The organism is Bradyrhizobium sp. UFLA05-109 (genome assembly GCF_054185165.1).
The window spans coordinates 45,057-60,190 of record NZ_JBBIAR010000022.1 but is presented as its reverse complement, the minus strand read 5'-3'; the positions used below and the strand labels follow the sequence as shown (position 1 = coordinate 60,190).

The 15,134-nt window shown below is 60.8% G+C and carries 9 protein-coding genes and 4 pseudogenes; 8 read left to right on the top strand and 5 right to left on the bottom strand.

Features of this window, described 5'->3' with window-relative positions; genetic code table 11:
* Positions 1-86: 86 nt before the first annotated feature.
* Both Q3C01_RS17945 and Q3C01_RS17940 read left to right on the top strand, forming a co-directional pair.
* A complete protein-coding gene (locus tag Q3C01_RS17945) occupies positions 87-2,237 on the top strand; it encodes a flavin-containing monooxygenase (RefSeq protein ID WP_458146638.1) in 2,151 nt (716 codons plus the stop codon).
* A gap of 73 nt (positions 2,238-2,310) precedes the next feature.
* The gene (locus Q3C01_RS17940) at positions 2,311-2,652 is read left to right on the top strand and encodes a carboxymuconolactone decarboxylase family protein (RefSeq protein ID WP_458146637.1); all 342 of its coding nucleotides are present in this window, start codon (positions 2,311-2,313) and stop codon (positions 2,650-2,652) included.
* A 202-nt stretch (positions 2,653-2,854) separates the two neighbouring features.
* On the opposite strand, the gene Q3C01_RS17935 is transcribed toward Q3C01_RS17940, so the two are convergent.
* Positions 2,855-3,817: an ABC transporter substrate-binding protein gene (locus Q3C01_RS17935; protein ID WP_458146636.1), complete on the bottom strand. Its 963-nt coding sequence runs from the start codon at positions 3,815-3,817 to the stop codon at positions 2,855-2,857.
* A gap of 179 nt (positions 3,818-3,996) precedes the next feature.
* On the opposite strand from Q3C01_RS17935, the gene Q3C01_RS17930 reads away from it, so the two are divergent.
* Entirely contained in the window at positions 3,997-5,067 is a 1,071-nt protein-coding gene (locus Q3C01_RS17930) for an IS110 family RNA-guided transposase (protein WP_458146635.1), read from the top strand.
* A gap of 661 nt (positions 5,068-5,728) precedes the next feature.
* Here the strand turns inward: Q3C01_RS17930 and Q3C01_RS17925 are convergent.
* Together Q3C01_RS17925 and Q3C01_RS17920 are read right to left on the bottom strand one after the other, a co-directional pair.
* Positions 5,729-6,712, bottom strand: a complete 984-nt coding sequence (locus Q3C01_RS17925) for an amidohydrolase family protein (RefSeq protein WP_458146634.1) — start codon at positions 6,710-6,712, stop codon at positions 5,729-5,731.
* A gap of 190 nt (positions 6,713-6,902) precedes the next feature.
* Positions 6,903-7,206: pseudogene (locus tag Q3C01_RS17920) on the bottom strand (transposase); the annotation flags it as partial.
* Positions 7,207-7,216: 10 nt separating this feature from the next.
* On the opposite strand from Q3C01_RS17920, the pseudogene Q3C01_RS17915 reads away from it, so the two are divergent.
* Positions 7,217-7,624, top strand: a pseudogene (locus tag Q3C01_RS17915) (transposase); the annotation flags it as partial.
* Positions 7,625-8,308: 684 nt separating this feature from the next.
* On the opposite strand, the gene Q3C01_RS17910 reads toward Q3C01_RS17915, so the two are convergent.
* Complete coding sequence (locus tag Q3C01_RS17910) at positions 8,309-8,704, bottom strand: helix-turn-helix domain-containing protein (RefSeq protein WP_458146633.1); 396 nt, start codon at positions 8,702-8,704, stop codon at positions 8,309-8,311.
* 529 nt (positions 8,705-9,233) lie between these two features.
* On the opposite strand from Q3C01_RS17910, the pseudogene Q3C01_RS17905 reads away from it, so the two are divergent.
* Both Q3C01_RS17905 and Q3C01_RS17900 read left to right on the top strand, forming a co-directional pair.
* Positions 9,234-9,932: pseudogene (locus Q3C01_RS17905) on the top strand (response regulator transcription factor).
* A gap of 97 nt (positions 9,933-10,029) precedes the next feature.
* Complete coding sequence (locus tag Q3C01_RS17900; protein WP_458146632.1) at positions 10,030-10,395, top strand: response regulator transcription factor; 366 nt, start codon at positions 10,030-10,032, stop codon at positions 10,393-10,395.
* A 527-nt stretch (positions 10,396-10,922) separates the two neighbouring features.
* On the opposite strand, the pseudogene Q3C01_RS17895 reads toward Q3C01_RS17900, so the two are convergent.
* Positions 10,923-11,540, bottom strand: a pseudogene (locus Q3C01_RS17895) (UbiX family flavin prenyltransferase); the annotation flags it as partial.
* A 332-nt stretch (positions 11,541-11,872) separates the two neighbouring features.
* On the opposite strand from Q3C01_RS17895, the gene Q3C01_RS17890 reads away from it, so the two are divergent.
* Together Q3C01_RS17890 and Q3C01_RS17885 are read left to right on the top strand one after the other, a co-directional pair.
* The gene (locus Q3C01_RS17890) at positions 11,873-13,219 is read left to right on the top strand and encodes an OmpP1/FadL family transporter (protein WP_458146631.1); all 1,347 of its coding nucleotides are present in this window, start codon (positions 11,873-11,875) and stop codon (positions 13,217-13,219) included.
* A gap of 148 nt (positions 13,220-13,367) precedes the next feature.
* Positions 13,368-15,083, top strand: coding sequence for a UbiD family decarboxylase (locus Q3C01_RS17885; RefSeq protein WP_458146630.1), 1,716 nt, complete (start codon positions 13,368-13,370; stop codon positions 15,081-15,083).
* Positions 15,084-15,134: the final 51 nt, after the last annotated feature.

The window sequence follows — 15,134 nt, the reverse complement described above, 5'->3', positions numbered from 1 at the left end:
TCATATGCCGAACGGCGGGCTTATTGCAGCGGGTCTCCGGCAACATCTCCGCGTCATGATGAAACGATCAAGACCAGGAGCTATCGATGAGTACTCATGTGAACACCGTCATCGTGGGCGGAGGACAGGCGGGCCTTGCTGTCAGCCACTATTTGACGAGGCTGTCCGTGAACCATGTGGTTCTGGAACAAGCCGATCGGCCAGGCGAGGCTTGGCGCAACCACCGCTGGGACTCCTTCACCCTCAACACACCGCGGTGGCAATCGCGGCTGCCGGGCGTTCGCTACGGTGATGACGATCCCGACGGCTTCATGGCGCGGAGCGAAGTGGTTGCCCATTTCGAAACCCTTGCGCGCGGCCTACCGGCCCGATTTGGCGCGCGCGTGGTTGCGATCGAGCGCAATCCAATGAGCGGCAGCTATACCGTCGAGATTGACAGCGATGAAAGGATCACGGCGCATAATGTTGTCGTGGCGACGGGCCTCTATCAGATACCGAAGATTCCGGCCCTGAGCGACGCGTTTCCGAACGACATCAAGCAGCTTCATTCCGACCTCTATCGCAACCCCGAGCAGCTTGTGCCAGGCGCAGTGCTGGTCGTCGGCAGCGCGCAATCCGGGGCACAGATCGCCGAAGAGCTTTGCGAATCCGGACGCAAGGTGTTTCTCGCCGTCGGGCGTGCCGGGCGCACGCCGCGGCGCTATCGCGGCAAGGACGCCAACTGGTGGTTCGAAAGGCTCGGCCACTATGATCGCAAGGTCAGCGAACTTCCATCGCCGCAGGCGAAGTTTGCCGGCAAGCCGCACATTTCGGGCACCAAAGGCGGTCACACCATCAGCCTGCATCAGTTCGCGCGCGATGGCGTCGTGCTGCTCGGCCGCCTGAAGGACGTCAAGGCCGGGATCCTGGTGGTGGCCGGCGACCTCCACGACAATCTTGCCGCGGCCGACCAGGCCGAAGCGGAGTTCGTCAGCGCAGTTGATGCCCACGTCGCGGCGACCAAGATGACCGTACCCGAAGAGACGCTGCCGGCTTTGCGCGATGGTTTTGCGCAGCCCATCCTCACCGAGCTTGACCTCAGCGCCAGCGGCATCACCAACGTGATCTGGGCAACCGGGTACAGCTATGATTTCTCCATCGTCAAGCTTCCCGTGGTCGATGGCGATGGATTCCCGATCCAGACGCGTGGCGTGAGCGCATATCCGGGATTGTTCTTTGTCGGACTGCCGTGGCTGCACACCGCCAAGTCCGGCTTGATCTACGGCGTCGGCGTGGACGCGAGCTTCATTGCCGATCGGATTGCCGAGCGCCGCGATCGTCGCGACGATGTGCTGGCGACTACGGACGCGCCGTTGCGACCGGACCTGCCGCACGCCGAGCCGCTCACCTCGATGCGCGGCGCGCGTCATCTCGGCAAAACCATGCTGACCATGGCGCGTGTCGTGGTCTCTGCGGCTGCTTTCGCCCTTTCGCTGCCCTCGGCGCAAGCAGCGGAGAGGGTCAACGTGCCGGCGCCGCCGCATGTCGGCTTTCTCGCAACGCCGGCGAGCAAACTCTATCTCGGAATGCCGGCAGGCGATGCACTCCGCGCGCTAGGCGAGCCCGCGAAAGACAGGGACTTCGCAACCGGCGGCACCACCAAGACGCGCAAGCTCGAATTATCGGGGTCCATTCGCGGCCAGGTCGTCCTTTCCGACGGAAAGGTATCACGGGTGACACTCGACCCGTTCGGAGTGGAAACGGATGCTCTCCCTTCTTCCCTCCGCAAAGCCTGGCCGGGATTGGCAGATAGCGCTGTGCGACGCGCGCTTGGAGAACCGGCAGATGTGCTCCATCACACCTTCTTCGGCGTCAACGTCGACCAGTGGGTGTTCACGCGCGCCGGCGAAGCCGACGTCAGCGTGTTCTTCAGGGACAGTCGCGTCGTCGCCAGAGCGGTCGGGCGGGATATTCCCGAGGGCCTCTTCCGCGCCGACTTGCCCTCGGAGCCCAACGCCGAGAGCGAAGGACCGATGCCGACGCCTCGCCTGGGTATGACGGCAAGCGAGATCGCGGAACTCTACGGCCCGGTCAAATTCCGGGTCGACTATGTTGTCAACGGGCAACCCGCCTCGCGAGTGGTCTTTGAGCCGCGCGGCACGGGGACGTTCGCCGGCGTCACGTTCGTGGACGGTGTCGCGACAGAGCTCGAGGACTTGGGGCGGCTGCTTGACGATCCAGTCTGCCAGGGTCGCTAATGCGACCGACGATGGGAAGAACGCCACCACATGAAACGGAACGTCGCCCTGCCGCACACCTATGGAGGAAAAAATGGCAATGCTTGATTGGAACGACTATCGGAACCAGATTCTCGCCCGCGTCGGCGAGATCGCCAAGCTATCACCGGATACCGTCAAGGGCTATGCCGCGCTCGGCGGCGCCGGCGCGAAGACGGGACACCTCGATGCCAAGACTCGGGAGCTTGTCGCGCTTGCGGTCGCGATCAGCCTGCGCTGCGACGGTTGTATCACCGTTCATAGCGCGGCAGCGAAGAAGCTCGGCGCCAGCAAGGAGGAAATCGCCGAAGCGCTCGGTGTCGCGATCAGCGTCAACGCTGGTGCTGCGCTCGTGTACTCTGCACGCACTCTTGACGCGTTCGATCAGGCGGCATGAGGACCTGCGCGTAACCGGTCGCGCGTCGTCGGTCGAACTGCCGGCGACGCATGACCGGCGCGGTCTGCTTAAGCAGGACTCCAAGCGTGTGTTGCCGGCGGGAGCAGCAGACGATTGGAACTCTCGAGCAAGGCTCCACATCGGGTCATGAGCGTCGGCCTCTGAGTCGGCCTGTCGATTTCCGCAACGCCTCCTTATTCGATCAGCTCGGGGCGAGTAGCGCAGGTGGCACAGTAATGCCAAGCGCCTTGGCGGTTTTCAGATTGATGATCAGTTGGAAACGAGTTGGCTGCTCGACCGGCAAATCGGCGGGCTGGGCGCCTTTGAGGATTTTGTCGACGTACACGGCAGCCTTGCGAAAAAGGTCCGCATATATCGGGGAGGAGGACATCAGCCCGCCTTGTTCGACAAACCAGGGCGGCTCGGAAACCGCCGGCACGCGGTGCTGCAGCGCCAGTTCGGCGGCGCGCTTGCTCGGCAGACTGGGCTGAACGATGACGGCGTCAGGCCGGTCGCTCTCCATCGCGGCGAAAGCGCTCTCGAACTCCTCATTGTTGTTAATCCTGACAGGTTTGATGGCGGTTCCGGTGGCTTCGCCGCCAAGCTGGATCTGTTTGAGGAAAGGTTTGGAGAAGGCATCGGTCGCGTTGGCCAGAGCGGTGACCCGGCGCGCCGACGGCAGCATGTCGCGGATCAATTGGACGCTCTTTCCGGCCAGTTCGGCGGTTACGCTCCCGATGCCGGTGACATTTCCACCCGGTCGGCGAAGGCTCATGACCAGGCCCGTGCCGATCGGATCTCCGGTCTCGGCCATCACGATCGGGATTTCCCGCGTCGCTTGCTTTGCCGCCACGGCGGTGGGCGTGAACCAAGTGACGATGACATCGACCTTGAGACGAACCAGCTCAGTTGCCAGTTCGGGAAGCCGGCCGATCTGTCCTTCCGCCGACCGAAACTCAAATCGAATGTTCTGCCCCTCGATATACCCCAGATCGCGTAGGCCCTGCCGAAACTCCCGCCAGAATTCTTCCGGGCTTACATTGCCAATAACCAGCGCGCCGATGGTCGGCACCTTCGGCTGCTGCCCGCGTGCGGCGAGCGGCCACACGACCACTATGCCACATAGCGTGGATATAAACTCTCGCCGTCGGATGTGGATTGTCATGCGACCCTCCCGTGGGGGTCATGCCATGCAACGCATATCTTACCACGCTTTCATCGCGCGGTCTGCGGGTTGCTTCACGGCGCAGCCAAAGCCGGAGGACTGCTAATGGGATGGTCCGGCCGTGCTCCAGCCCCCGCCAGTGATTGAAGCTGGTTCGGGGCACCGAAAAGGAGCGCGCCATGTCTCAGAAATCTAGCAGCGCAATTGCCGTGGTTGGTATCGATATCGGCAAGAACTCGTTTCACGTCGTAGGGCACGATCGGCGTGGTGCGATCGTACTCCGGCAAAAATGGTCGCGTGGCCAGGTCGAGGCGAGACTTGCCAACCTGGCGCCGTGCCTGATCGGGATGGAGGCTTGCGTCGGCACGCATCATCTCAGCCGCAAGCTACAGGAACTCGGCCACAATGCCCGGCTGATGCCAGCCAAATACGTGCGGCCGTATAGCAAGGGACAGAAGAACGACTTCCGCGATGCGGAGGCGATCGCGGAGGCGGTGCAACGCCCGACCATGAAGTTCGTTGCAACCAAGACCGCCGACCAACTTGACCTGCAAGCCCTGCACCGCGTGCGCGAGCGGCTGGTTAGCCAGCGTACCGGCATCATCAATCAGATCCGCGCCTTCCTGCTCGAGCGGGGCGTTGCGGTCCGGCAAGGGTTGCGTTTCCTCCGCGCCGAGCTGCCGGGCATCCTGGCGACGCGAACCGATGTCCTGTCGCTCCGCATGGTGCGCATCGTCGAAGACCTGTCAGCAGATTGGCGCCGCCTGGATGCGCGCATCGAAGGTCTCTCCGGCGAGATTGAAACGCTCGCCCGTCAAGATCAGCACTGCGAGCGGCTGATGACGGTCCCCGGCATTGGCCCCATCATCTCGAGCGCGATGGTGGCCGCGATCGGCACCGGAGACGTGTTCTCCAAAGGCCGCGACTTCGGCGCCTGGCTCGGGCTGGTACCGAAACAGATCTCGACGGGAGATCGGACAATCCTTGGCAGCATATCAAGGCGCGGCAATCGCTATTTGCGCAGCCTGTTCGTTCAGGCGGCTTGGGTCGTGCTGGTCAAGGTTGGGCCAAAGCATTGGGAACGCTATGGCCTCAAATCTTGGATTGAAGCTGCGAAGAAGCGACTACACCACAACGTGCTTGCCATTGCGCTGGCCAACAAGCTCGCCCGCATCGCATGGGCGGTTCTCAACAAGGGGCGCGCCTTCGCAGGCGACAAGACCGATGCGATGGCGTACCGCCCAGCCTGATCCTCGCGCCGTGCTCGGGGCCGTCAAGACGTGGCCTGGCAGCATGGAAGCAAGAGGCGAGCCTGTGCGACGGCCAGCCCTGACGGCCCCTTCCGCGCGGCCCGTTCTGCCGCGCAGGCCGGGACGAAGGAACGACCGCCAGGCACGAACAAAGGAATAGCCATGAAATGAGGAGAAACCCATCGACGATGTAATCTCACCCGCCGAGGTCTGCGAGAAGATAAGACGAGTATGGAGGATCGGTCTTCCCGGCGCATGCGAACACTGGTGACCCAAATGGCCCGGTCGAGGCCTGACCGCTAATCAGATCGCATGCGCGCTGATATCCATGATGGTCCGGAGCAACGCTCCAAACAGAGGCCGGATACATTGATGCAAGACCGCCCACCGCTAGGTCGTCGAAATCTTCTTGAACCGCACGGCCGGACCATACATTGGGTCAGACTCGGAATAACTCGCGATGAGCATAACGAGTCCGCTCTACCCCAAATAGCCGACATAAGAGCTGACGTTTCACAGGGTCCGCGTCGCAAGGCTGTCTTAGCCCTCGAACTCGCAAGCGCACTCAACTTAAAGATCGAATTGAAGAATGTAATTCTTTCCGCGTTTCGATCTCTCGCGATTTGACGGCCGTGAAAGAACCAGGTCGCCGAGCCGCGTTTCAGAGTCCAAGCAGCCGCTCGGCGTTGCCGTGATGGATCATGTCGCGATGCGACGATGGGCAATCGAGCCTGTCAAGGAGCTCCGCCGGCACTTGGTAGGCGCCGAATGGATGGTCGGTCCCGAACAGCAGATGCTCCGCGCCGAACACCTGGTAGCAACAGGCAAGCGCCTCGTAGTGATAGCACACGGTGTCAACATAGAGGTTGGCGAGATAGTCGCCGATCGGTCGAGAAAGGCGCGGAGGTTCGGTGACGAGTGGGGAAGAGCGGCCATAGGTTTCGATGCGGCCCTTCAGATAGGGCAGCACCCCGCCGCCATGTGCCACAATGAGCGTAAGGGCCGGACGTTCGTCGAAGACGCCGCTGTAAATGAGGCGTAGCGTGTTCAAGCTGGCGTCGTACGGAAACCCGATCGACAGCGCAAGGCCGGGGCTGTCCAGGCCGGCTAAGCCGAGAGGCATCGCAGGGTGCAGGTGAACCGGAACTCCCATTCTACCGATATGCTGTAGCACCGGCCGGTGTTCGGCTGCGTCGAGCATCTTGCCGGCGATGTTGGAGAATAGCTGAATGCCCTTGAAGCCGAGTTGGGTGATGCACCGATCTACCTCGGCGATGGCGCGCTGCGGATTCCCAAACCCGATTGTCCCGAAGCCGACGAACTTGCCTGGATAGGCTGCGACGATGCGCGCAAGGTCATCGTTGATCCGCATTGCCCAGTCGTCAGCTTCCGTCCCGCCGAGAACGTCGGGTCCGAGGGGAAGCCCATGGCTGAGGACGGATACGGCAATGTCCATCGCCTCGAGATCGCGCAGCTTTGCGTCCATGTCGATGATCTTTGGTTGCGCCGGGACGCGAAAGCCGGCTGCGCATTCGACCGCATAGGTACCCCCGTCGAGAACACTCCGTGGGAAAGCGCTGCGACCCAGCAAGTGCTTCACGAAATCGAGACATTGAAAATGCGTGTGAATATCGATCCGCGGCATGTCATCACCTACGCTCCAGCCAGGGCCGGATTGCAGCATATCGAACTTGCAATAGTCAGTCAGTGGGTACGCCAGCCAATCTGCAACCGGGCAGCCGGTTGCGCTGCACATCCGAGGTCTGCAATGGATCTTGGCCGTGTAAAAACGACCTTCCCAGGGCCGTCAGTCTTGAAGCCAAAACTGGGCGGCCTCAGGCCGCGATCGCGGCGATCAGCGGCCTGATCCCGAGGATATTCATTGCTCGGGTCAGATTATAGGCCAGAACCGAGAGGGCCATCCATCTCGGCGGCTACCTTTGGGAGGGTTTTGGTCAGGAAGTGCGTCGCTCCCATGCGTGCCTTCATCGTGCCAAACGGATGCTCGACAGTCTCGCGACGAAGGCGCATAGCGAGCGGCTTCGCATCGAGCCGCTGCTGCACGGCGTCGAGCAGATCCTCGTGCTCCCATCGCGTGATCCGCTCGGACCCGGGCGTGCACTGGGGTTTGATCGAACAGTTCATGCTTGCTTCGCCGGATCAGCAAATCTCCCTGACCGATCCGGATAGCCGTTCGATGGCAACCAGTGGCCGCGGATCCGGCGTTGTCGGCTACAATGTCCAAGTCGCCGTCGATACCGACCATCACCTGATCATCGCGCATGAGGTGACGAACAGCGGCTCAGATCGGGCGCAACTTGCCAATATGGCAAGGCAGGCGAAGGCTGTTCTGAAGACTGAGACGCTCGAGGCCGTTGCCGATCGCGGCTACTTCAGCAGCCCGGAGATCCTCGCCTGCCACGAGGCCGGCATCACGGTAACTCTGCCCAAGCCGATGACTCGGGCGCCAAGTCAGACGGACGCTTCGGTAAGCAGGACTTTGTCTATTTGCCGGACGAAGACGCCTATCGTTGTCCGGCTGGGGAGCGGTTGCCGTATCGCTATACAAACGAAGAAGCCGACAAGATGCTGCGGCGCTACTGGACCAACGCCTGTAAGCCATTCAGCATGCGGGGTACGTGTTCGCGACGCGGCGTAGTGCTCTCATGGCGCCGCCTATGGTCCGCCCCGTCCAGGCGTGCTCGTGAGGTTGCTCTCCTCGGGCGCGTATTCTGCATCGACAGCGACAAGGCGGCGAAAGGTGCCCGCAGGTACCGCGTGATTGTGGGGGCCGATGTTCTGTCATTGTTAGCGTCATTTGCTGCGTCTGCACAAATGCGGCTGCAGACCAAAGTGGACATCGAGCTCAGTCGCTGAGGTCCCGTCCCTCCCCCGGCGTTACCCGGCTTCACCGGTACTGCGAACCTCTCCGCATCCCCACGGCGCCCGGCCTGACCCTCGCGGGCGTCCGGTTGATCATCCCTGACCACGTCGTGGGGCCTCCCGTGTTGCGTTCGCTTTCCTTGTGTACATGCTGTCGCCACTACCCCGGTGCAGCGGTTGGTGATCAAAAAAAGAGGCCGGCGACATGCCTGTCACCGGCCTGAATGACCCGGCGTCGCGCATTATCAGCGACGCGGAGCGTCTTGGGAGGACAGCCGCTCGATTGCGGGTCGTATGTCGCACCCACACCGGGGAACTGGGGTGCGACAGATGACAACAGGCGTTCGCCAATGGCGCCTTACGGAATGGACCAGCGATAGTCACTCGGCGACATGCCCACGTGCTGGCGAAAGCGGCGGGCACAATGGCTCTGATCGGCGAAGCCCGCTGCAAGAGCAATTTCGGAAAGGGAGAGTTCGGTCCCTGACAGAAGCTCCATGGTTCTTTCGACGCGCCGACGGATGAGATAGTCATGCGGCGTCAGCCCCATCGATTGCTTGAAGGCACGAACGAAATAGCACACCGACAGGTTGGCGAGTTTGGCCAGAGCTTCAACGCTGATGCGATGCTCGATATTCGCATCGATGTGCTTGCGCAGGCGCTGCACGACTCGTGGCGGCAGACCGCCGCGAGCATAGCCGAGGGACGTCGTGGCACTCGCGGGATCAACCGAACTGGCCGCGACCGGCTGCATCAGCAGGACTCGTAGAACGTTCTCTGTGTCCGATGGAAGGAAACTCGAGGCCGGGCATTCGATTGCCTGCTCGTCCGACGTTTTGAACATGATGCGATCCTGTGTTGGGCTGGACATCGCTCCGGCAGTGCGCTGGAGGGGACCAGCGGGTCCGCTTTCGCTGAGGTCAGCTTTCGTTCAGCATGCAGACCAGGATGATCGACGCATCCCACGGCGCCAATCGCGCATTGGGTCTAATTGTCTCACACGTTGGTATGAACGTTGCGCGAGACAATCATCCGACCGTGTAGCCGGATGAGCGAAGCCGACAAAAACTGCTGATTCGTTCAATGGGATGATGTTTTTGGCTTGATGGCTTTTTGGCTTGATGGCGCGGCGTCCTTCGACCGACCTCTTCGGGAAAACCAAACGAGCCGCTTCGCGCGGCAGATTTCAGGCCTGGGCGATCATACTTTCGTGTGATGATACTGTCGCCGCGCGGCATGATATGCAGGGAACGACGCTGAAGCTGCTCTTGGTTGAATATTAGATGCCCCAGGCGTCGGACCAGCCTCCTGTCGTGCACGTCGTCGACGACGACGACTCACTCCGCTTTGGACTCGAGAGCTTATTGCGCTCGGTCGGGCTGACGGCACGAACCTTTGGCTCGGTCCAGGAATTCCTGAAGGCGGAACGACCGACTGGCCCGGGCTGCATCGTACTTGATGTCCGCCTTCCGGGGATCAGCGGACTGGACTTCCAAGAGGAGCTTGCGGACATCGGGATACACCTGCCCGTCGTCCTGATGACCGGACATGGCGATATCCCAATGTCCGTCCGCGCTATGAAGGCGGGCGCCGTCGACTTTTTACCAAAACCGTTTCGCGACCAGGACATGATCGATGCGGTAACGGCGGCCATCAATCGCGATCGCCGCCAACGGGACAGCGAAATTCACGCCACGGCCGTGCACGACCGGTACGAGACTCTCTCACCGCGTGACGAGCGCGGGGTCTTCCATTTTAGCGGCATTCTTCGACATCGACGGTAGTCGCTAGACATTGTCGATCGCTACGCAACCCTTTCGCCGCGCGAGCGCGAGGTCACGGCGTCGGTGACGGCAGGCAAGCTGAACAGGCAGGTCGCGGGAGAACTCGGGCTCAGTGAAGTGACTGTAAAGATTCATCGTGGTGCGGCGATGCCAAAGCTGGGGGCCCGTTCTCTGGCGGACGCATGGCAGAGGCCCTGAAGGAAACCAAAGCGCGGTGAGGCAAGTTGCGAACTTGGAGAAGCGAATTTGCGGGCAACGAAGTCAAGTCGCGGGTGGGACTTGAGTGGAAATACGCATGACAACCGGATATTTGATTTCCATAGTTGACGACGACGGCTCCATGCGCGACGCGCTGGTTGGGTTCTTTCGGTCGCTCGGCTACGACGCCCGCGGGTTTGCGTCCGCCGAAGATCTCCTTCCTTGCAGCGATCTTGAACGGTTTGTTTATGCAATCACGGGCATCCAGATGTCAGGCATGAGCGGCTTCGAGCTCAAACAGCAGCTTGACCAGCGTCACGGAACGCTGCCGGTCATCATGATCACAGCCCATTCCGAACCGGGACTGAAGGAAAAGGCCACGTCCAGCGGGGCGGCGTTTCTTCGCAAGCCGTTCGAAACAGAGACGCTGGTCGCGTGCCTGGAAAGATCACTCGGAGTCTAGCCGCGTTCCTCTATCAGATCGACCAGTTGTCGGCGCACACGCGGCGAAGACCTCGGTGAACGGCGCGTCGCGTTCAGATGTGAACACGAAAGCCGATTTGGATTGCCCTTTCTTAAGCCTGCGGAGTGCCCGCAGTTCGACGGAGGGCGTACGATCCTTACGTGGCGCGAGCACGCGTGACCTTAGCAGTCAACACGTTGCCCCGGGGGTCAAAAAAACGGTGAGGCCTCGTGCAGCCCGGCACATCCATTGAGAGGCGAGCACTATTCGGAGCCCCGCTTTGCCGCAGGCGATCTCACAAATACATGTGTTACCAGCCTTCGATCGCGGCGCCTTGCAGCGAATAAACGCCGTCAGAATAGCCCTTAACGACCATCGTCGCGGTCAGCATCACCGCAAAAGTCACGCTTGCGAAGATGAAACCCACCAATCTCAAGCCGCTGCGATCTACCACCGTTGTCACCCGTCGCCTCTTCTGCGTCGTTCTCACTATTAGCGGGACAGTGTTGGGCTAGCGGCGGCTCGAATGGCGCGATCTTGCGTAGCGACGGCGAACGGCGCTTCAGCGCATCGTCCTCGCCCCAGCGGCGCACGATGCCGATATTGATGTCGAAGAGATCGAGCACGCGGCCGACGGTGTGTTCGACCATCTCTTCGAGACTCTCGGGCTTTGCGTAGAAGGCCGGCACGGGCGGTGCGATGATCGCCCCCATCTCGGATAGTGCGGTCATCGTCCGGAGATGACCGGTGTGCAGCGGCGTTTCGCGCACCATCAGAACCAGGCGTCGGCGCTCCTTCAGCACGACGTCCGCCGCGCGCGTCAAAAGAGTGGTAGTCCCGCCCGAGGCGATCTCGGACATCGAGCGCATCGAGCACGGCGCCACGATCATACCGGCAGTCCGGAACGAGCCGCTCGAAATCGCTGCAGCCATGTCGTCGATCGCATAGTTGACGCTGGCGAGCTCCCTCACCTCCGCGATCTTCAAGTCGCTCTCATAGGCGAAGGTCTGCTCAGCGGTCCTCGACATCACCAGATGCGTCTCGACGCCGCCATTGCACAGGAGTTGCAGAAGGCGCACGCCGTAGGCGACGCCCGAGGCGCCAGAAATGCCGATGATCAGCCGCTGGGACGCTGCGTCCTGCATGTTTCGCTCCTTTGATCACGGGACCCCGACGGGCTGCTCCCGTCTCGATCCCACACAATCGGACAAAGCAATTATCCCGGCATTGCTTTTCCAAACCTGTCTTGGGTGAGACATCAGAGGTCGAGCGTGAACAATGGTCAACAACAATGAAGTCGAATTCCGTGTTGCCGAATTCTGGCAATGCTCCGCTTGATTTGTCGTGTCGAATGTTTTTCTCGTGGCCGCTGCAACGGTCCGAACCGTTGCTCGATGGCGCACATTGGCGCGCCCGGCAAGCAGAGATGAATGAATTGTCGTCGTTACGATAACGCGCGAAACGAATAGAGGGCAGCGTGGCTCAGTGTGGTAGCGTGAATTCGTTCTTGTTGGCCTGCAGTGCGTTCGGGGCATTGATCGCTACCGCGGTGGACGCGAACGCCGGCGGTTTCGCCCTTAGCGATCAGAGCACCAACGGACAGGGATCGTCATACGCCGGCGTTGCCGCGGGCGGGTCGCTGTCGTCGATGTTCTGGAATCCGGCGACCACGACACAGATGCCGGGGATCCAGAGCGAAATCGTCGCGACCGGGATCCTGCCATATGCAGCGAACGCGGTTGCTGCGACGAGCACGTTGGCCGCCTTTGGCGGGACGAATAACATCGGCTACAACTCCATGTTGCCCGCCGGTTATGGCTCCTGGCAGATCAATCCAAATGCGTGGGTTGCGATGTCGCTAAATTCCCCATTCGCCGTATCGGGGAGCTTTCCTAACATGTGGGCAGGCCGCGATTACTCGACGGGAAGCCCGAAACTGACGACCTACAATCTGACTCCGAGCTTCGCTTACAAGTTCAACGACTGGATCAGCGTCGGATTTGGCGTGCAAATCGAGTATGGCAAGGCCACCTTGTCGCCGGGCCCCACCCCGGCAATTCCAGGCCTAGGCAATGTCCCGTTTGATATGAATCTCTCCGGCGACGGTTGGGGTTACGGTTTCATCGCGGGCGTAACATTGACGCCAGCGCCAACCACCACCATCGGTGTCGGCTACCGCTCCGCGATCGATCAAAAAATAAGCGGACCACTCACGGTGTCGGGCCCATTCCCATTGCCGGGGACTGCCACGGGCCGCATCAGCACCACGCTCGATCTCCCAGACATCGTTTCGCTCGGTCTGCGTCAGCGTCTTGCCCAACAATTTACTTTGCTCAGCACGGTGGAGTGGATGAACTGGAGCCGAATTGGCACCTCCGTCTTCAACTTGGCGTCAGGTCGACCGGCAACATTTGGCGGAGTCCCGGTCGCGATCCCGTTCCAGTATAAAGATGGCTGGTTCTTCTCGGTCGGTGGCGAGTATCAGTGGACCGACCGGCTGTCGGTGCGGGCCGGCGTCTCATACGAGGTGTCCCCGGTCACCGATCAGGTCCGTACGCCACTGGTGCCGGACAACGACCAGACGAGGCTGTCGGTCGGCTCGACCTTTCACATTTCGAAGGGCCTCGCACTCGATCTCGCCTACTCCCATATTTTCGTGAGGCACACGTCAATCAACATCTCCGCGGCGTCCGGTAATCCGTCGTTCGATTGCGTCACGTACGTAGGAAGTCTCAATCCGCATATCGATCTCGTGTCGGTGAGCCTGAAATACCGTTGGGACGAGGATGCGACGGCGCCCGCGAAGACCTTCTACACCAAGTGAGCGATTTTGATCAAAGTGCCCTGGCCGGCCATTTATGGCGCACGATGTCAGGCAATCGGCGCGCTTGGTCAAGCGGTCTTGCTGATGGTGCGTGAGACGCCGCCGCGAGGAGGCCTGTATTGCAAACCGACCGCAAGGAGTAAAGACGATGTCTCATCTGCATGCTCATCAACCAAGACATCCCGAGCCACCGGAACTGGATAAGCCCGAGCCGCCAACCAAAGTTGGCCCGATCTATCGGGATATTCGCGAATACCTGAGCGAACTCGATCGGCGAGATCTGCTGATCCATGTGAAGCGGCCCATGAACAAAGATACCGAGGTAATGCCGCTCGTTCGCTGGCAGTTTCGTGGCCTGGATCAATCACAACGCAAAGGCTGGCTTTTCGAGAACCTGACCGACTCGCGCGGCCGGAAGTTCGATGGATCGGTCGCAGTAGCGATCACTGGCGCCTCGCCCCAAGTCTACGCAGCGGCGATGGGATTGAAATCGCCGGAGGACATCGGCAAAAAATGGATGTTCGCGCAGAAGAACCCCATTCCGCCGGTCGAAGTTGCCCGTGATCGAGCGCCAGTCAAGGAAATCGTGATCACTGGCGAGGACATCGTGAAAAGTGGCGGGATCGATCAGTTTCCCGTGACCGCTACCAATCCCGGCAGCGACGTTTCGGCCTATTTCAGCGCCCCCATATGGATCACGCGCGATCCCGAGACCGGCGAATACAATTCCGGAACCTACCGGGTGATGGTCAAGGCGCCTGACCGCGCCGGTGTGCTGATGCTTACCGGTCAGCATAGCCGGATCCATTGGGAGAAGGCGCGCGCATTGGGAAAACCGCTTGAGGCGGTCCTGTGCCTTTCGGTCTTGCCCGCGCTGGCACTTTGCAGCGTGTCCAAGCTGCGCCAGCCCGACTACGCCGTCGCCGGCGCTCTCAATGGAGCGCCACTTGAGCTCGTGAAAGCGGAGACCGTAGACCTTCTGATTCCCGCCACGGCGGAGATCGCGATCGAGGGGCGATTCCGCACCGACATCCTTGAAATGGAGGGGCCCTTCGGCGAATACGGCGGATACGTGGGGCCAGAGGACTACAATTTGCTCTTCGAGGTCAGCGCAATCACCCATCGGCGCAAACCGATCCTGCAGGCTTTCATCAGCGAGATGCCGCCGAGCGAGAGTTCCTGCATTCGCAAATTCGGATTCGAAGGCGCGGTGCAGCTGGAGCTTTCGGCAAAAATACCCGATTTTGCCCGCGTCAATTTTTTCGAAGTAGGCGGAAGCAGCCAGCTAGTGGCAATCTCGCTGAAACCGAACACGCGCAAGGGAGAGGCATGGAATGCGCTGCGGGTCGCGGCTTCCATCGTGAACATGTCTGGCATGAAATGGATCATAGCGGTCAACGACGATATCGACATTTCGGATATTGAAAGCGTCTTCTGGGCACTAGCATGGCGCGTACAGCCGCATCGGGATATCGAGATCATGCGCGGGCGGCTGACCGACCTCGACCCGTCTGCAGCACCCGTTGAGTCGAACTTCGCTGAGCGTACCTATCCGGACGGGCTGGGCGGCTCGCAGATCCTGATCGACGCGACGGTGAAATTTCCATATCCGCCCGTGAGTCTGCCCAACCGCGAACTCATGGAGGGCGCACGCGTGATCTGGGAGGAACTCGGACTGCCGAAGCTGACGCCGCGCGTCCCTTGGTTCGGCTACCCCTTGGGCCACTGGCCGGAAAGCTGGGACAAGGCGGCAAAACTGACGTTAGCGGGCCGTTATTTGGAATCCGGGAAAGCGCTCGAGACCATGCGCACCAAATCTTCCTATTACGAGACCGGGATCGTCGAACCGCCCGAAGCCAAGTGATCGATTCTCTGACCACACCGAAACATGGCGAAGATGGAGAGCGGCCATGAA

Coding starts and splice junctions, on each gene's coding strand:
- Q3C01_RS17945 (WP_458146638.1), top strand. CDS start 87: ATGAGTACTCATGTGAACACCGTCATCGTGGGCGGAGGACAGGCGGGC.
- Q3C01_RS17940 (WP_458146637.1), top strand. CDS start 2,311: ATGGCAATGCTTGATTGGAACGACTATCGGAACCAGATTCTCGCCCGC.
- Q3C01_RS17935 (WP_458146636.1), bottom strand. CDS start 3,817: ATGACAATCCACATCCGACGGCGAGAGTTTATATCCACGCTATGTGGC.
- Q3C01_RS17930 (WP_458146635.1), top strand. CDS start 3,997: ATGTCTCAGAAATCTAGCAGCGCAATTGCCGTGGTTGGTATCGATATC.
- Q3C01_RS17925 (WP_458146634.1), bottom strand. CDS start 6,712: ATGCCGCGGATCGATATTCACACGCATTTTCAATGTCTCGATTTCGTG.
- Q3C01_RS17910 (WP_458146633.1), bottom strand. CDS start 8,704: ATGCAGCCGGTCGCGGCCAGTTCGGTTGATCCCGCGAGTGCCACGACG.
- Q3C01_RS17900 (WP_458146632.1), top strand. CDS start 10,030: ATGACAACCGGATATTTGATTTCCATAGTTGACGACGACGGCTCCATG.
- Q3C01_RS17885 (WP_458146630.1), top strand. CDS start 13,368: ATGTCTCATCTGCATGCTCATCAACCAAGACATCCCGAGCCACCGGAA.